The organism is Agrobacterium sp. T29, assembly GCF_006970545.1.
In the GTDB taxonomy this organism is placed as follows: Bacteria; Pseudomonadota; Alphaproteobacteria; order Rhizobiales; family Rhizobiaceae; genus Agrobacterium; species Agrobacterium leguminum.
The window spans coordinates 1,066,000-1,082,529 of sequence record NZ_CP040640.1 but is presented as its reverse complement, the minus strand read 5'-3'; the positions used below and the strand labels follow the sequence as shown (position 1 = coordinate 1,082,529).

General features: G+C 59.7%; 17 protein-coding genes. 1 reads left to right on the top strand and 16 read right to left on the bottom strand.

All coding sequences use genetic code 11. The features are described from left to right. Positions 1-186: 186 nt before the first annotated feature. Positions 187-1,476, top strand: a complete 1,290-nt coding sequence (gltA, locus tag FGF54_RS05555; protein ID WP_003502585.1) for a citrate synthase — start codon at positions 187-189, stop codon at positions 1,474-1,476. Between the two features lie 74 nt (positions 1,477-1,550). Here gltA and FGF54_RS05550 read toward each other — a convergent pair whose 3' ends face one another. The 16 genes from FGF54_RS05550 to pyrH all read right to left on the bottom strand — a co-directional run bounded on the left by FGF54_RS05550 (position 1,551) and on the right by pyrH (position 16,460). Beyond that, a complete protein-coding gene (locus tag FGF54_RS05550) occupies positions 1,551-2,285 on the bottom strand; it encodes an amino acid ABC transporter ATP-binding protein (RefSeq protein WP_035217484.1) in 735 nt (244 codons plus the stop codon). Then, positions 2,263-2,922 (bottom strand): amino acid ABC transporter permease, encoded by a 660-nt coding sequence (locus FGF54_RS05545; RefSeq protein WP_003521390.1) that lies wholly within the window; start codon positions 2,920-2,922, stop codon positions 2,263-2,265. Before FGF54_RS05545 ends, FGF54_RS05550 begins: the two co-directional genes overlap by 23 nt. Then, on the bottom strand, positions 2,919-3,590 hold the full coding sequence (locus FGF54_RS05540; protein WP_035261720.1) for an amino acid ABC transporter permease: 672 nt from the start codon (positions 3,588-3,590) through the stop codon (positions 2,919-2,921). The genes FGF54_RS05545 and FGF54_RS05540 overlap by 4 nt, the downstream gene beginning before the upstream one ends. Positions 3,591-3,672: 82 nt before the next feature. Continuing rightward, positions 3,673-4,458, bottom strand: coding sequence for a transporter substrate-binding domain-containing protein (locus FGF54_RS05535; RefSeq protein ID WP_142779120.1), 786 nt, complete (start codon positions 4,456-4,458; stop codon positions 3,673-3,675). 6 nt (positions 4,459-4,464) lie between these two features. Then, positions 4,465-5,175 carry a GntR family transcriptional regulator gene (locus FGF54_RS05530; RefSeq protein WP_142779119.1) on the bottom strand — a complete coding sequence of 237 codons (711 nt, stop codon included), beginning with the start codon at positions 5,173-5,175 and terminating at the stop codon, positions 4,465-4,467. 164 nt (positions 5,176-5,339) lie between these two features. After that, positions 5,340-6,524 (bottom strand): lipid-A-disaccharide synthase, encoded by a 1,185-nt coding sequence (gene lpxB / locus FGF54_RS05525; protein WP_142779118.1) that lies wholly within the window; start codon positions 6,522-6,524, stop codon positions 5,340-5,342. Further along, positions 6,521-7,387 carry an LpxI family protein gene (locus FGF54_RS05520; protein ID WP_168208017.1) on the bottom strand — a complete coding sequence of 289 codons (867 nt, stop codon included), beginning with the start codon at positions 7,385-7,387 and terminating at the stop codon, positions 6,521-6,523. The genes lpxB and FGF54_RS05520 overlap by 4 nt, the downstream gene beginning before the upstream one ends. Before the next feature lie 3 nt (positions 7,388-7,390). Further along, complete coding sequence (gene lpxA, locus FGF54_RS05515; RefSeq protein ID WP_003521399.1) at positions 7,391-8,206, bottom strand: acyl-ACP--UDP-N-acetylglucosamine O-acyltransferase; 816 nt, start codon at positions 8,204-8,206, stop codon at positions 7,391-7,393. After that, entirely contained in the window at positions 8,203-8,670 is a 468-nt protein-coding gene (fabZ, locus tag FGF54_RS05510) for a 3-hydroxyacyl-ACP dehydratase FabZ (RefSeq protein ID WP_003521400.1), read from the bottom strand. The genes lpxA and fabZ overlap by 4 nt, the downstream gene beginning before the upstream one ends. After that, a complete protein-coding gene (gene lpxD, locus FGF54_RS05505; RefSeq protein ID WP_003521402.1) occupies positions 8,663-9,730 on the bottom strand; it encodes a UDP-3-O-(3-hydroxymyristoyl)glucosamine N-acyltransferase in 1,068 nt (355 codons plus the stop codon). Before lpxD ends, fabZ begins: the two co-directional genes overlap by 8 nt. Before the next feature lie 49 nt (positions 9,731-9,779). After that, positions 9,780-12,104, bottom strand: coding sequence for an outer membrane protein assembly factor BamA (gene bamA / locus FGF54_RS05500; protein WP_065653926.1), 2,325 nt, complete (start codon positions 12,102-12,104; stop codon positions 9,780-9,782). Positions 12,105-12,303: 199 nt separating this feature from the next. Further along, positions 12,304-13,425, bottom strand: coding sequence for an RIP metalloprotease RseP (rseP, locus tag FGF54_RS05495; RefSeq protein WP_003521404.1), 1,122 nt, complete (start codon positions 13,423-13,425; stop codon positions 12,304-12,306). A 49-nt stretch (positions 13,426-13,474) separates the two neighbouring features. Beyond that, on the bottom strand, positions 13,475-14,308 hold the full coding sequence (locus tag FGF54_RS05490) for a phosphatidate cytidylyltransferase (protein WP_003521405.1): 834 nt from the start codon (positions 14,306-14,308) through the stop codon (positions 13,475-13,477). Beyond that, complete coding sequence (locus FGF54_RS05485) at positions 14,308-15,051, bottom strand: isoprenyl transferase (protein WP_059752791.1); 744 nt, start codon at positions 15,049-15,051, stop codon at positions 14,308-14,310. Before FGF54_RS05485 ends, FGF54_RS05490 begins: the two co-directional genes overlap by 1 nt. Before the next feature lie 65 nt (positions 15,052-15,116). Continuing rightward, positions 15,117-15,674, bottom strand: coding sequence for a ribosome recycling factor (gene frr / locus FGF54_RS05480; RefSeq protein ID WP_003521407.1), 558 nt, complete (start codon positions 15,672-15,674; stop codon positions 15,117-15,119). A gap of 63 nt (positions 15,675-15,737) precedes the next feature. Continuing rightward, entirely contained in the window at positions 15,738-16,460 is a 723-nt protein-coding gene (pyrH, locus tag FGF54_RS05475; RefSeq protein ID WP_003502561.1) for a UMP kinase, read from the bottom strand. Between the last annotated feature and the right edge of the window lie 70 nt (positions 16,461-16,530).

Here is a 16,530-nt window from a genome sequence, read left to right as displayed (position 1 = left end):
AGCGTTGACTGAGATTGAATTGCCATCGCCGGGAAAGACGAAAGCAAGGCAATTGCGTTTGCCGCAATGCACAATTTGACCTTTGGATAGCTTGGCATCTGCGCAAGGATCATATAGCTAATCGGTAGACGCTTAACCGCGGGGCGTGTCTCAACGCCCCCACCCGCATGTTTTCGGAGGATCAGTATGACGGAAAAAAGCGCTACAGTGACACTTGGCGAAAAGCAGGTCGAACTCCCAGTCAGGGAAGGCACGATCGGACCAAGCGTCGTCGATATCGCCACGCTGTACAAGCACACGGGCTCTTTCACTTATGACCCGGGTTTCACGTCGACGGCCTCCTGCGAATCCAAGATCACCTATATCGACGGTGACGAGGGCGTTCTGCTGCATCGTGGCTTCCCCATCGAGCAGCTCGCCGAACAGGGCGACTTCCTGGAAACCTGCTATCTGCTGCTTTACGGCGAACTGCCGACCGCGGCTCAGAAGAAGGATTTCGACACCCGCGTCACGCGCCACACCATGGTGCATGAGCAGATGAGCCGCTTCTTCACCGGCTATCGTCGCGATGCGCATCCGATGGCCGTCATGTGCGGCACGGTCGGCGCCCTCTCTGCCTTCTATCACGACTCGACCGACATTACCGATCCGCACCAGCGCATGGTCGCTTCGCTGCGCATGATCGCCAAGATGCCGACGATCGCCGCCATGGCCTATAAGTACCATATCGGCCAGCCCTTCGTTTACCCGAAGAACGATCTCGATTACGCCTCCAACTTCCTGCACATGTGCTTTGCCGTGCCCTGCGAGGATTACAAGGTCGATCCGGTTCTGGCCCGCGCCATGGACCGCATCTTCATCCTGCATGCCGATCACGAGCAGAACGCTTCCACCTCCACGGTGCGCCTTGCCGGTTCTTCGGGTGCAAACCCGTTCGCCTGTATCGCGGCTGGCATCGCCTGCCTCTGGGGCCCGGCTCATGGCGGCGCCAACGAAGCGGCGCTCAACATGCTCAACGAAATCGGCACGGTTGACCGTATTCCGGAATATATCGCCCGCGCCAAGGACAAGAACGACCCGTTCCGCCTGATGGGCTTTGGCCACCGCGTCTACAAGAACTACGACCCGCGCGCCAAGATCATGCAGAAGACGATGTACGAAGTGCTGGAAGCCACCGGCAACTCGGACGATCCGATCATGCAGGTCGCGCTGGAACTGGAAAAGATCGCCCTTTCCGACCCCTACTTCGTCGAAAAGAAGCTTTACCCGAATGTCGACTTCTATTCGGGCATCACGCTGAAGGCGCTCGGCTTCCCCACGACCATGTTCACCGTTCTCTTCGCTCTTGCCCGCACCGTCGGCTGGATCGCACAGTGGAACGAAATGATCGAAGATCCGCAGCAGCGCATCGGCCGTCCGCGCCAGCTCTACACGGGCGCCGGCAAGCGCGATTACGTTCCGGTTTCCAAGCGCTAAGCCGCGAAACCCCATAAATCAAAGGCCGGCAGGTTTTCACCCGCCGGCCTTTTTGTTGGCCGTCGGAATGGTTCTCAGTGGCGTGCAGCAACGCCCAGGAACTGCTTGAGTTCGGGTGTCGCGGGATTGGAGAAGACCTCTTCCGGCGGGCCAATTTCATGCACTCTGCCCTCATGCATGAAGACGACGCGGGAGCAGACGTCGCGCGCAAATTTCATTTCATGCGTCACCATCAGGAGCGTCATGCCTTCGGCGGCGAGTTCGCGCACCACGGCCAGCACTTCCGCAACCAGTTCGGGATCGAGCGCCGAGGTGATTTCATCGCAGAGCAGCGCGATGGGCTGCATGGCAAGCGCCCGGGCAATGGCGACGCGCTGCTGCTGGCCGCCGGACAATTCATCGGGATAGGCATCGAATTTATGCGCCAGCCCGACCCGTTCCAGCATCTTGCGGGCAACGGCCTCCGCCTCCGGTTTCGGCGTCTTCTTCACCACGGTCTGCGACAGCATGACGTTGCCGCCAACGGTCTGGTGCGGGAAGAGATTGAACTGCTGGAAGATCATGCCGACCTTCAGCCGCAGGGCTTTCAGATGCAGATCGTCTTCGAGAAGCTGCGCGCCGGCGACCGATATGGAACCGGCCGAAATCGTCTCCAGCCCGTTGATGCAGCGAAGCAGGGTCGATTTTCCCGATCCGCTCTTGCCGATGATGGCAATGACCTCACCCGGCTCCACATCGAGGTTGATGCCCTTCAGAACCTCGTTGCTGCCATAGCTTTTGCGGACTTCAGTGATTTCGATGAGCGACATTGAGCTTCCTTTCGAGGATCTGGCTGCTCTTCGACAAAGGCCAGCACAGCGCGAAATAGATGAGGGCGACGAGGCCATAAACGGTGAAGGGCTGGAAGGTGGCGTTGGTGACGACCGTGCCGGCCTTGGACAGTTCCACGAAGCCGATGATCGAGGTTACGGCCGTTCCCTTGATGACCTGCACGAAGAAACCGACGGTCGGGGGAATGGCGACCCGCATGGCCTGCGGCAGGATGACATAGCGCATCTGCTGCAGGCGTCCCATGGCAAGGCTCGCCGATGCCTCCCATTGGCCCTTGGCGACGGATTCCACGCAGCCGCGCCAGATTTCGGTGAGGAAGGCCGCTGCCCACAGGATCAGCGTCAGGCCCGCCGCCAGCCAGGCCGGCACATCGATGCCGAACAGGCCGAGGCCGAAAAAGGCGATGAAGAGCTGCATCAAAAGCGGCGTACCCTGAAAAAGCTCGACATAATAGCGTGCGAAAGCCCGCATCGATTTTTTCCGGGAAATGCGCATGAACAGCAGAAGCAGCGCCACCAAGCCGCCGCCGGCAAAGGAGACGAGCGACAGCAGCACCGTCCAGCGCGTGGCGAGCAGCAGGTTTCTGAGAATATCCCAGGTGGAGAATTCGATCATCGGACACTCCTGCGCGGAAAGATGAGGTTGCCGCCCATCACCAGCACCTGCCGGAGAAGAATGGCCAGCACGAGATAAATGACGGTGGAGACCATATAGGCTTCGAAGGCGCGGAAGGTGCGCGACTGGATGAAATTGGCCGCGAAGGTCAAATCCTCGGCGGCGATCTGCGAGACGACCGACGAGCCGAGCATGACGATCACCACCTGCGATGAAAGAGCGGGCCAGATGCGTTGCAGGGACGGCACCAGAACCACATGCCGGAAGGTTTCGAAGCGGGTCATGGCAAGGCTTGCCCCCGCCTCAAACTGCCCCTTCGGCGTCGCCTGAATGCCGGCGCGGATGATTTCGCAGCTATAGGCCCCGAGATTGACCACCATGGCGATATTGGCGGCGGTCAGTTCCGACAATTGCAGGCCAAGCGACGGCAGGCCGAAAAAGATAAAAAACAATTGTATGAGGAATGGCGTGTTGCGAATGAGCTCCACATAGGTCGCGACCGGCGGCCGCAGCCATTTGGGCCCGAGCGCACGCACCCAGGCGCAGACGATGCCGAGGGCGATGCCGAGAACGCCGCCGATGGCAATCAATTCCAGCGTAACGGCGATGCCTTTGGCAATCTGCGGATAATAGTCGAGAAGCCATCCAAAATCGAATGTGTATTTCACCCGATGCTTCCTTTCGGCGAGGACAAACCATGCGCCGGTCCTGCCTCAAAGCGAGGCCGGCGCATGCATTTTGCCGGGTTGCTCAGAGATCCTTGGGCAGGTCGGTTTTCAGCCATTTCTGCGCGATCGTGTTCAGCGAACCATCGGTCTTTGCGGTGGCGATGATGGCGTTGACCTTTTCAAGCAACGCCGGCTGTTCCTTGTTCAGGCCGATATAGCAGGGCGAATTCTTGATCAGGAACTTCAGCTCGGGGCGCTTTGGCGGGTTCTTGGCGAGAATGGCGGCGGCCACGACATTGCCCGTGGCGACGGCTTCCACCTGGCCAGCGAGGAAGGCGGAGATCGTGCCGTTATTGTCCTCGTAGCGCTTGATGGTCGTATCGGCAGGCGCCACCTTCGTCAGCTCCAGATCCTCGACAGCGCCACGGGTGACACCGACGGTCTTGCCGGACAAATCTTCCGCCTTGGTGACGGCAACAGAATCCGGAGCGAACACGCCGTTGAAGAAAGGCGCATAGGCGGTGGAGAAGTCGATGACCTTTTCACGGTCCGGGTTTTTGCCGAGGCTCGAAATGACGAGATCGACCTTGTTGGTCTGGAGATAGGGAACGCGGTTGGCGCTGGTCACTGGTACGAGTTCGACCTTCACGCCCAGCTTCTCGCCGATCAGATTGGCGACGTCGATATCATAGCCCTGCGGGGCCATATCCGTGCCGACGCTGCCGAAAGGCGGGAAATCCTGCGGGACGGCAACGCGGATCGTGCCGCGGGAGGTGATATCACCGAGCGCATCGGCAAAGGCTGCGGGCGAAAAGCCGAGCGTTGCGGAAATCGCGGCAATGGCAAGCAATGAACGTCTGGAAAACATTGGGAATTACTCCTTGGGGCTTGAGGAAAGAGGCTGAAGTGAAAGGGAATTGCGAAGCTCGTAGAGCGGATCCGGCCTGCGGGTGAGATCGAGACCGGTTTCGACTTCGTCGAGATGGCGGATGGCGAGTTCGGCGGCGCCATGGAAATCGGCAACCTTGATCGCTTCGAAGATGCGGCAATGTCCGTCATGCGACTGCTGCGCATGGAAATCGGACTGATAGAGCATGGAGATGAGGATGGTTCTCGCCGTCAGGTCGCGCAGCGTTTCGACGATGATGTCGTTGCCGGCGATTTCCGCGATGCGAATGTGGAAGTCGCCCATCAGGCAGGTCAGGCGCTGGCGGTCGCCTTTGGCAATCGCCGCCTTTTCCTCATCGAGATGATCGGCGAGGATGGCGATGCCTTCCGGGCTGACGCCGGAAAGATTGCGCAAGAGCCCATATTCGATAATGCGCCGTGCTTCATAGACCTTGATGGATTCTTCGGCGGAAGGCTCCACCACGAACCAGCCCCGGCGCGGGCTGACGGTGACGATGCCGCGCGTCTCCAGCCGCATCATCGCCTCGCGAATGCGCGTGCGCGACACGCTGAAAAGGCTGGCGAGTTGGTTTTCGCTGAGGCGGGTTCCCGGACGGATGCGCGCGGAAAGAATGCCGGAGATGATGGCGTCTTCTACCGCGCTCTGGGCGCTTTCGGATGTATGGCTATCTTGCATACAAGATTGAAAGCAAGAGGTGTGCCAGACGGAAATTTATGGGCCGGGAGCCACTCGATGGTCAGCCGTTTGCCGCACTAACGATCAAATGCAGTAAAATCGACCCCTCGCCTGCCCGCATCGGCAGCAGGACGGCGGCCCGTCCGAAGAAAGGATTGAAATGATTATGCCGAAGGACGAGCCTTGTTTTTCAGGACGTCGAGAAGAATGCGCGCACCGGTTTCGCCCGGAGGCACATCTGTGCGTAAACGTTCCTGCACCAGAGCATAACCCTCCAGCATTGCCCGCCGCTCGGTGGTGTCGGATGACAGCCGCTCGGCCCAACGCAGCATCGAGCCCGCACGCACAACCTCGTTGAAATATTCCGGCACGACGGCATAGTCGGCAATCAGGTTCGGCAACGCCCCGGTCCAGGTTTTCACCCGCTTGCTCAGCATGGTGAAAATCCAGTCGGTCTTGTAAACCGAGATCGTCGGTACGCCGGCAAGTGCCAGTTCGAGAATGACGGTGCCAGACGCTGCAACCGCCGCATCAGCCTCAGCAAAGGCACTCCACTTGAAAGCAGAATCGCTGCCGATCTCGGGCCTGATGTCCTGCGGCCATGCCGCCGCCAATTCGCGGATGCGGCTTTCCTGGCGCGGTACGGTGGGAAGCAGAAATCGGGTCGGGCCGTTGCGTTCCACAAAAGCTTTTGCGGCCTCCTGAAACGGCTCCATCAACCGCGTCGTTTCAGTGGAGCGCGACCCCGGCAGGAGAAGAATGGTTTTCGGTTCGCCATGGGCAGGAAGCGACCGTTCCGCCCGCTTCGCCCGCACGGAAAGCACATCTTTATCGACGCTGAGGCGATGGCCGACAAAGGTTGTCGGTGGGCCGCCGAGACGCCGCATCGCCTCCGGCTCAAAAGGAAGCAGCGCGAGAACGTGATCGACATAGGAGAGCATCGCGGTGGCGCGATATTCCTTCCACGCCCAGACGCTGGGGCAGACGTAATTGACGACCGGCAGATGCGGCAATTGCTGCCGGACTTTTTTCGCAACGCGATGGGTGAAATCCGGGCTGTCGATAATCAGCAGAATATCGGGCTTTGCGGCGGCGATTGCCTGAGCGGTCTGGTTGATCCGCGCAATGAGCTTCGGCAGTTTTTTCAGAACCTGCGTGAAGCCCATGATGGAGAGTTCGGAATAGTCGAACAGGGAAACCAGTCCCTGCGCCTCCAGCGCCTCGCCGCCGACCCCGACCAGCTCGACAGACCCCGTATATTGGGCCTTAAGCGAGCGGATCAGATCCGCGCCTAAAAGATCGCCGGATACTTCCCCGGCTATGACCGCCACTTTTAATGCCGCCGTCATCCGATCATGTCTCCGCCAAGTGATGTATCGATGCCGCAGACGAATATGCCCGCCTCATCGGCCGCTTTCAACATCGCCTCGCGATCGAGTACCAGCGCCCGCCCGGCTTCGACGGCGATACCCGCCAGCCCGGCTTTTCGCGCATTCTCCACCGTTTCCACACCGATTGTCGGCAGGTCGGCGCGCACATCCTGCTGCGGCTTGCACAGCTTTACGAGCACCCCCCTGCGGCGCGGGGATATCCGTCCTTCGGCGCGCAATGCCGCAACGCGCGCCAGCATGGCATCCGTGCCCTCGACGCCTTCCAGCGCGACGATACGGCCACCGACGGCGACGGCGCCCTGCCCAACATCGAGCTTGCCGAGTGCAAGCGCGGCCTCAGCCGCCTTGCGTATATCGCGCAGATCATCCTCGGCAGGTTTTTGCGTACCGAAAGGGCCTATAGCGGCCAGCAGGCCCGGGGCGATCTCGTGAGCGCCGATGACTTTTGCACCGAGCGTGCCGATGATCTTGATGACCATCTGCAAAACGGCGTCGTCGCCGCTCGACAGCAACGTCCTGACAATGGACGGCAGTTTGAGCAAGATACCGACTGTGGGGCGGATTTCGCGCCATTCCGGCCGCCGCGCCACACCACCGGATAGCACGACACGGTCTACCCGGTTTTCGCGCAGCAGACGGCCAAGCCCGGCGACATCGCCGACACTGATGACGGCATTGTCGAAACCGCTCCAGTCGAAACGGGAATCATCGCGCAGGCGCACGATGAAAGGGTTCTCGCCCATCTCACGGGCAGCCGCCGCCACATAAAGCGGCAGCTGGCCGCTGCCGGCCACAATGGCGAGACGCCCGCCGCCTGTCACGGCTCACTTGCCCCGGTTGGGCGAAGAGATCGCGCGGTCGCTATCCGCGCCGATGAAATCGATGACTTCAAGCGCCTGCGGGCAATCCAGATAGTCGTTACGGTCGATGGCCGCCGCATTGCCGCGGATCGTGCCCTCAGCCTCGAAAATCGCCTTGTAGACGCGTCTGACCTTATGGATATCGGCGCGCTCGATGCCGGCACGGGTCATGCCGACGACGTTCAGGCCGCCGAGGATGCCGGGATTGCCATTCAGCATGCCATAGGGAATGACATCGTAATTGACCGCCGAAAGTCCGCCGATAAAGGCCTGGCGGCCGATGCGGGTGAACTGGTGCACGGCGCAGCCACCGCCGAGAATAGCGCGGTCCTCAATGGTGACATGACCCGCCAGCATGACATTGTTGGAAAGCACGATGTGGCTGCCGAGGCGGCAATCATGCGCCACATGCGAATTGGCGAGGAAGAGATTATCGTCACCGATAATGGTCTTGCTGCTGCCATCGGAACTGCCGGCGTTCATCGTCACGCCTTCACGCATGATGCAGCGTTCACCGATTTCGAGGGTCGTTTCCGAACCGTCGTGGCGAATTGCCTGCGGCGTCCCGCCGATGACCGCCATGGGATGGACAACCGAACCACGGCCGATGACGGTCAGGCCGGAAACAACGGCGTGATTGTGCAGCTGGACATCGTCATGCAGCGTGACTTTCGCGCCGACATAGCTCAACGCACCGATGACGACGTTTTCACCGATCACCGCGCCGTCTTCGATCACGGCGCTCGGGTGAATTCTGGCCGAGGCGGCAATCGTGCTCATTGCTGATCCTCGGGGATCATCATGGCGCCGACATCTGCCTCCGCCACTAGCGCGCCGTCCACTTTCGCCTCGCAATGGAATTTGAAGACATTGCCGCGCTGGCGCTGCTTGACGACATGGATTTCCAGACGATCGCCGGGGATCACGGGCTTGCGGAAACGCGCATTGTCGATTGTCATGAAGTAGACCAGGTGACCGCCCTCACCCTGGCTGCGAGCGCAGATCGCACCCGCCGTCTGGGCCATGGCCTCGACGATAAGAACGCCCGGCATGATCGGCCGGTCCGGGAAATGACCGGTGAAATGCGGTTCGTTGACCGTCACATTCTTGATGCCAATCGCCGAGTTGTTACCGTCGATCTCAATGATCTTGTCGATCAGCAGGAATGGGTAACGATGCGGCAGAAGCTTCATGACTTCCAGAATGTCAGCCGCGCCGAGCGCCGTCTTCGTTTCTTCAGTCATTGTTTTTCTCTCCTGTTTTTTTATCACGCCCTTCAGCGCGCGCCAGAATTTCGGCCATGTCGCGCAGGAAATATTTCATCGGACGCGCGGGCGTGCCGCCATAACGGGCTCCTGCCGGCACGTCCGCCACAACACCGCTCATCGCCGCGATCTGTACGCCGTCGCCAATGTTGATATGGCCATTGATGCCGGCCGCGCCGCCAATCATCACACCGTCGCCGATGCGGGTGCTGCCCGCAATGCCGACCTTGCTGACGATGCCGCAATGGCGGCCGATGCGGACGTTGTGGCCGATCTGGACCTGATTGTCGATCTTGGTGCCTTCGCCGATGACCGTGTCATCCATGGTGCCGCGATCGATCGTGGTGTTGGCGCCAATCTCGACATTGTCCTGAATGATGACCCGGCCGATCTGCACGATCTTCAACATGCCGCGCGGACCGGGAGCATAACCGAAACCGTCCTGACCGATGCGCGCGCCGTTATGGATAATCACATTATTACCGATGAGGGCCGCAAGAACGCTTGCGCCGCCGGCAATGGTGCAATCGCGCCCGATCTGCACATCCTGCCCTATGATGACGCCGGGACCGATCCTAGTGCCCGCGCCGATATGGGCGCCAGCTCCAATCACGGCGAGCGACTCGACGATGACGCCCGCCTCCAGCTTCGCGGATGGATCGACATGCGCAGCATGGGAAATTTCAGCTTCCATTCGCGCGATCGGACCCGGACGCATGGCGGAAGGATGCAGCAAGGCACCCACCTGCGCAAAAAGCGTATGCGGGTTTTTCGATATCAGCGCAGGGGTATGAGACGGAAGCATGTCTACAAGTGCGGCGTCACAAATGACGGCGCCAGCGTCGCAGGTCTGCAGCTCATCGCGGTTCTTGCGCGAAAGGATATAGCAGAGCTGATCGGGTTTTGCCCGGTAGACCGGCGCAACGGACCGAATGATCCGCTCTCCCGCCGCGTCATCAGACAGTTCCGCCCCAAAACGGTCTGCGATATCTTTCAATCGCAGTCCCTCGTGGGGCGGAAAAAAGGCGTTGTATTCCATCAGCCGGAAACTCCAGAACGTTCAAAGTTGCAGTTCTGGACTGCCGATATCAGAAAGTGTTGGACATGCCAAACCGGAAACGCTGTTCCTCGTCGTAGTCTTCCTTGGCGAAAGGCACGGCGTAGTCGACGCGGATCGGACCGAAGGGCGACGCCCACATCACGCCGATACCGGCGGATGCGCGGATAGAGTTGTCGTCCTTCACACCGGCGCTGTTGGCAACCTTGTTGCCATAGAGCGTGCCGGCATCCACGAAGCCAGCAAGGCGCAGGCCGAAATCTTCGGGAACGCCAGGCATCGGAGCCGTGACTTCAGCAGAAGCGGCGAAATAGGTCGTGCCGCCGATGGAGTCGGAACCGATGCGAGGACCGATACCGTCGTTCTTGAAGCCGCGAACCTGACGGCCACCGAACTTGAACTGATCGAATACCAGCAGATTGTCGCCTGTCGGCACCACGTGACCGGCCTGGCCGGTCAGCGAGCCGATGACATCGTACTCATCGGAGAGCGTGTAGAAGAAGCGAGCCTTGGCGTAAATCTTGTAATATTCGGAATCGCCGCCGAGACCTGCAAATTCGTTCGTCAGAGCAGCCTGCCAGCCTTCGCGCGGCATGTTGCGGTCGTCGAGCGTATTGTAGTTCAGCGTGTTCGAAATGATGGACTGCGTCCAGTCACCGCCACGGATCAGGTCCTTGTAGGGAGCGGCAAGGTTGCTGCCGGTTTCCCAGTCGCCTTCGCCGTCATAATTGAGCTGCTTGTAGGTGTACTTGAACGTCGTCGAGAGGTCTTCGGTGATCGGCGCGGTCACGCGCAGCGAGAAGCCCTGCTCGTCATAGTCGTAATAGTCTTCGCTGCGGCTCTGGCTCTTGAACAGGTCGAAACCTGCGGCAAGACGGTAGCCGAGGAAATAGGGTTCCGTGAAGGACAGCGTATAGCTGCGCGCATCATCTTCACCCGCACCAGCGGCGAGACGGATGTACTGGCCGCGACCGAGGAAGTTCTTTTCTTCGATGGAAGCTTCGAGCAGCACACCGTCGTTCTGCGAATAGCCGGCGCCGATACCGAACGAACCCGTCGACTGATCTTCTACGTCAACAACGATGACGACGCGGTCAGGCGCGCTGCCGCCGGCGGTCGAAATATTGACCTTCGAGAAATAGCCGAGCGCTTCGAGACGGCGCTTTGCAGCCGTGATGACCGTCTGGTTGAATGCATCGCCTTCGGAAATATCGAACTCGCGACGAATGACGTAGTCACGCGTACGGGTGTTGCCGCGGATTTCGATACGCTCGACATAGGCGCGCTCGCCCTGATCGACGATATAGGTCACACCGATGGTGTTGCCAGCCATGTCGCGGTCGCCGCGCGGCGTTACGCGGGCAAAGGGATAACCTTCGCCGGCCACGCGCTTGGAAATCGCTTCCATGCTCTGCTGAACTTCCTTGGCGCTGTAGCTTCCGCCCTGGTGGGTTTCCACGAGGCCCTGAAGTTCCGAACCATCGACGCCCGGAACGGTCGATTCGACGGCGACGTTGCCGAAGTTGTAACGCTGACCTTCATCGACCGTGATGGAGATGGTGTATTCGTTCTTGGACTCGTCCAGCACAGCCTCGGAGGACACGACACGGAAGTCGGCATAACCGCGGTTGTAATAGAACTGGCGCAGCGCCTCTTCGTCGGCGCGCAGCTTGTCCTCGTTATAGACGTCCTTACGCGTCAGGAACGACAGCATGTTGGACTTCTTGGTATTGATAACGGCGGCCAGACGGCCATCGCTATAGGCATTGTTGCCAATGAAATCGATGCGGCCGATCTTCGTGCGCTCGCCTTCATTGATGACGAAAGCAATGTTCACACGGCCCTGACCGACGGAAACGGTCTGCGTGGTGACTTCAACATCGCTACGGCCGATGGCGGCGTAGGCTTCCTTGATGCGGGCAATATCCGCCGTCACGATGGCCTGATTGAACGGGCCGAGGGACTGGGTCTGCACAACGCCGGCGAGCTTGTCGTCCTTGATCTTGCGGTTACCGTTGAAGACCACCTGGTTGACGAGCTGGTTCTCATTGACGGTCACGACCAGCGTGCTGCCGGAAACGCGCATGGAAACATTCGAGAAGTAACCGGTGGCGTAAAGACGCTTCACCGATTCATCGATGTCCGAATTGGAAAAGTTCTTACCCGGCGCAATGGTGATGTTGGAACGCACGGAGTCCGCACCGGACCGGTCGGCCCCGCGAACATCGATCCTGCTGATGACGGCCGCATTTGCAGCGCCAGCAGAGGCAAGCACGCCAAGGCCCGCAACCGAAGCAACACCGGCAGACAGAGCAACCGCCGACACAGCGTTCAAAAATCTTGAACCAGCCTTCATTTCAATTCTTACCTTTTTACGTTGTCCCTCAGCGGGCGGAACCCGACTCCGGCCATGTGCGTCGTTTTACCTGCTTTTCCCCTACAAGCAAGCGCGAACGTTAAATTCTGTTTACTTCGTGCTCCAGAGTGGCTCATTCGCCACTTCGGCATAAAAACAAGGTAAACAAATAACTAACAAAACCGTTAAAACACAATCCTCAGCCGATCAAGCTGCTGATATCATTCCATGTTGCAAAAACCATAAGACCCAAAATCATCATCATCCCGATACGGAACGCGACTTCCTGCGCGCCCGCACCAAGCGGCCTGCCACGAATGGCCTCGATGGCGTAGAACACCAGATGCCCGCCGTCCAGAACCGGCACAGGCATCAGGTTCAAAAGACCGATGGAGACGGAAAGAACGGCGGCAAGCTGGATAACGGCGGAAATGCCGAGCGTCGCCATCTGGCCGGACGCCTGCGCCACACGCACCGGACCGCCAAGCTGATCGGCATTCATGCGCCCTGTCACGAGATTGCCGATATAGTTGAATGTTCCGGTAATGACGTGGCCGGTTTCACGCACGCCTTCGACCAGCGCCTCGGACGGCGAATATTCGATATGGCGGAAATTGCCGCTGGTCTGGTCGGTGACGATGCCGATAATGCCCATTTCCAGCTTGTTGCCGAACTGGTCGGTGGTTTCGGTGCGGGTCGGGACCATCGGCAGCTTCAGCTCCTCGCCCGCCCTTTCGACCGTCACCGTGATCGGCGTGCCCGGCCGGATGCCGACGTAACGGCGGACATCCTCGAAGGTCATCACTTTTTCGCCATCGATCGCGATGAGCCGGTCGCCGGGCTGCACGCCGGCGGCAGCCGCCGCGCTGTTTTCACGGACTTCCGCCACGACCGGATCGGCGATCATCCGGCCGTAAATGCCGAAGAGCACCGCGAAGATGAGAATCGCGAGAATGAAATTGGCGATCGGGCCTGCGGCAACCGTGGCCGCCCTTTTCCACAGCTTTGCGCCGGAAAGCGTCTGCGCCCTCTCCTCCAGCGACATATGAGACAGGCCGGAACTATCCGGCTTGCTCGCCGCATCCTCATCGCCGAAGAACTTGACGTAACCGCCGAGCGGGATCGCGGAAATCTTCCATCGCGTGCCGCGTTTGTCGGTGAAACCGATCAGCTCCGGGCCGAAGCCGATGGAGAATGCGGTGGAGCGGATGCCGCACCAGCGACCGACCAGATAATGGCCCATTTCATGGACAAAAACGAGCAGTGACAGCACTAGGATGAAGGGCACGATATAGCCGGTCAGAAAGCCGGTCGCCGCCATTACTGTGTTCATGACAATCTGCCCTTTGTGTCGTGACCTTTCGCGCCGCTCAGAAACCCGGCAACAGACCGCCGCCCGATCCGGGCACGTCGCCGGTTGCCGCCGCATGCACGAAAGCAATGAGGAATACCGTAAAGCAGGCGAAAACAAGACCGTCGACACGGTCCATGAAGCCGCCATGGCCCGGAATGAGATGACTGGAATCCTTGACCTGGAAACGCCGTTTCACGAAGGATTCGAAGAGATCACCGATCTGGCTGAACACCGAGAGGATAAGGGCGAGCCCCAGCACGAGCACGCTGATCCTGCCGTGATAGGCCATGGACACCGCACCGCCGCCGATCACGGCCGCTACCGCCCCGCCGATGGCGCCGGACCAGGTCTTGCCGGGCGAGATCGAAGGCGCAAGCTTCGGCCCGCCAATGGCGCGTCCGACGAAATAGGCGAGAATATCCGTCGACCAGACGACGGCGAAGATAAACAGGATGGACACGAAGCCGGTCAGCTCGTCACCACGGATGGCTGCCAGCGATATGCCGCTCAGGCCCGCATAAAAAATGCCGCCCACCAGCCACCAGTTCCTGCCGCGCAAAATTGGAAACAGCGCCGCCGTCAGCGTGAAACCGGATAAGAGCGGCAGATCGAGCGAGGATTCGCCGAAAATCGTATTGCCGGCGATGACGGCGACCGCGAACCAGCCCCAGGCATTGCCGGTCGAATTGGTCTCCGACAGCCGGGTAATCGTCGACCATTCATAATAGATGAGGATCGCCAGAAGGCCCGCGACGATGCGGAAGAGAATGCCGCCATACCAGGTCGCGGCCAGAATGACCGCCGCCATGACGATTGCGGACACGATCCGCAGTCTGAGTTCACGGCTCATCAGGCGCCTGCCACGGCAACCTGCTCGGTGAGTGCACCGAAGCGGCGGTCACGCGTTGCATATTGCTCGATTGCAGAGAAGAATCGCTGGCGGTCGAAGTCCGGCCAATATTCGGGAACGAACAGGAACTCGGAATAAGCGGCCTGCCAGAGCAGGAAGTTCGACAGGCGCTCTTCGCCGCTGGTGCGGATGATGAGATCCGGATCGGGCATACCCGACGTGTCGAGTCTGGCCGAAATCATCTCCGGCGTAATGGATTCGGCATTAATCCTGCCTTCGGCGACATCGCGCGCAATCGCCGCTGTCGCACGCGCAATCTCGTCGCGGCTTCCGTAGTTGAAGGCGATCACCAGCGTCAGCTTGGTATTGTCCGCCGTCATCTGCTCCGCCTCTTCGAGGAGAGAGCGTATGTCGTGCTTCAGCCCCTGCCGGTCGCCGATGATCCGCACGCGGACATTTTCGCGGTGCAGTTCCGCAAGGTCACGCCGGATGAAGGCTTTCAAAAGCCCCATCAGATCGCTCACCTCGGATTCGGGCCTGCGCCAGTTTTCCGACGAGAAGGCAAAGAGCGTGAGATAGCGTATTCCGCAATCGCCGGCCGCGCGCACGGTCTCGCGCACGGCCTCCACACCGCGGCGATGCCCCATCACGCGCGGAAGACCGCGCTGCTTTGCCCAGCGTCCATTGCCATCCATGATGATGGCGACGTGCTCGGGTATGGAGGAACGTGTCGTCGTCGGCATATCGATCCAGTAACAGGGCAGCGCGGAATTAAAACGAATAAAATACAGGTCTATCGCGAACGATATCAGACCTGCATGATTTCCTTTTCCTTCTCGGCAAGCAAGCGGTCAATTTCCGAAATCGTGTCATCGGTCATTTTCTGAACCTTTTCCGACTGTCCACGGCTTTCGTCCTGACCGATGTCACCGTCCTTTTCGGCTTTTTTCAGACCATCCATGCCATCGCGACGCACATGGCGAATCGCCACCTTGGACTTTTCGGCATAATCATGTGCGACCTTGACGAGCGATTTGCGGCGCTCCTCGTTGAGTTCAGGCAGAGGAATGCGCAGGTTCTGGCCGTCGACGATGGGGTTGAGGCCGAGATTGGATTCGCGGATCGCACGGTCGACGGCGTTGACCATCGACTTGTCCCAGATGTTGACGCCGAGCATGCGCGGCTCCGGAACGGTGATGTTTGCGACCTGATTGAGCGGCACGCGCGAGCCGTAGGCCTCAATGGTCACGGGATCGAGAATATTGGCCGATGCACGGCCGGTGCGAAGCGATGCGATATCGCTCTTGAATGCATTGATGGCGCCGTCCATACGGCGCTTGATATCGTTGAGGTCAACACCACTCATCTTGATACTCCATCTTGTCGGCCAAGCCGGCCGTAGTCGCCCCTAGAGGCGGCATCGTTTTGATTATTTGTCGTGCACGATGGTCTTGCGGCCGCCGCCGGTCAATATCTGCGCGAAACCGCCCTTCTCATGGATCGAGAAAACAATGATCGGAATATGGTTTTCGCGGGCAAGCGCAACGGCGGCGATATCCATGACCGCCAGGCCCTTGCCGAGCACTTCGCTGTGGGTCAATTCGTCGAAACGCGTCGCCGTCGGGTCCTTCTTCGGGTCGGCGGAATAGATGCCATCCACCTGCGTGCCCTTGAAGATCGCTTCGGCGCCCATTTCCGCAGCGCGCAAGGCCGCGGCAGAATCAGTGGTGAAGAAAGGGTTGCCCGTGCCGCCGGCGAAAATCACCACACGCCCTTGCGCGAGATGATGGAGCGCCGCACGCTGCGAGAAGCTCTCACAGATTTCAGGCATGGCGATTGCGGAAAGAACGACGGTATCGATGCTGAGCTTGCGCAGCGAGGTTGCGAGCGCCAGCGCGTTGATGACGGTCGCCAGCATGCCCATATGGTCGCCGGTAACCCGGTCGCCGCCCTTGGAGGCCACGGCGACACCGCGGAAAATATTGCCGCCGCCGACGACAACGCCGACTTCGACGCCCATCGCCCTCGCCTCGGCGATATCGGAAGCGATGCGGTCAGCCACCGCCACATCGATACCGAAACCCTGATCGCCCATGAGGGCTTCGCCGGAAGCCTTGAGAAGAACGCGTTTGTAGATCGGCTTGGAAGACATCATGACTCCTCGGAAATGTAACCGAAACGCGGATACACGAAGGGCACCGCGTTGTCACGCGATGCCCTCC

Bases quoted from the DNA above. Each gene is read 5' to 3' on its own strand.
- rseP (WP_003521404.1), bottom strand. From the start codon at position 13,425: ATGGCGGCGACCGGCTTTCTGACCGGCTATATCGTGCCCTTCATCCTA.
- fabZ (WP_003521400.1), bottom strand. From the start codon at position 8,670: ATGACTGAAGAAACGAAGACGGCGCTCGGCGCGGCTGACATTCTGGAA.
- lpxD (WP_003521402.1), bottom strand. From the start codon at position 9,730: ATGGAATACAACGCCTTTTTTCCGCCCCACGAGGGACTGCGATTGAAA.
- FGF54_RS05545 (WP_003521390.1), bottom strand. From the start codon at position 2,922: ATGATCGAATTCTCCACCTGGGATATTCTCAGAAACCTGCTGCTCGCC.
- lpxA (WP_003521399.1), bottom strand. From the start codon at position 8,206: ATGAGCACGATTGCCGCCTCGGCCAGAATTCACCCGAGCGCCGTGATC.
- lpxB (WP_142779118.1), bottom strand. From the start codon at position 6,524: ATGACGGCGGCATTAAAAGTGGCGGTCATAGCCGGGGAAGTATCCGGC.
- frr (WP_003521407.1), bottom strand. From the start codon at position 15,674: ATGAGTGGTGTTGACCTCAACGATATCAAGCGCCGTATGGACGGCGCC.
- FGF54_RS05485 (WP_059752791.1), bottom strand. From the start codon at position 15,051: ATGCCGACGACGACACGTTCCTCCATACCCGAGCACGTCGCCATCATC.
- FGF54_RS05550 (WP_035217484.1), bottom strand. From the start codon at position 2,285: ATGTCGCTCATCGAAATCACTGAAGTCCGCAAAAGCTATGGCAGCAAC.
- FGF54_RS05490 (WP_003521405.1), bottom strand. From the start codon at position 14,308: ATGAGCCGTGAACTCAGACTGCGGATCGTGTCCGCAATCGTCATGGCG.
- pyrH (WP_003502561.1), bottom strand. From the start codon at position 16,460: ATGTCTTCCAAGCCGATCTACAAACGCGTTCTTCTCAAGGCTTCCGGC.
- FGF54_RS05530 (WP_142779119.1), bottom strand. From the start codon at position 5,175: ATGCAAGATAGCCATACATCCGAAAGCGCCCAGAGCGCGGTAGAAGAC.
- FGF54_RS05535 (WP_142779120.1), bottom strand. From the start codon at position 4,458: ATGTTTTCCAGACGTTCATTGCTTGCCATTGCCGCGATTTCCGCAACG.
- gltA (WP_003502585.1), top strand. From the start codon at position 187: ATGACGGAAAAAAGCGCTACAGTGACACTTGGCGAAAAGCAGGTCGAA.
- bamA (WP_065653926.1), bottom strand. From the start codon at position 12,104: ATGAAGGCTGGTTCAAGATTTTTGAACGCTGTGTCGGCGGTTGCTCTG.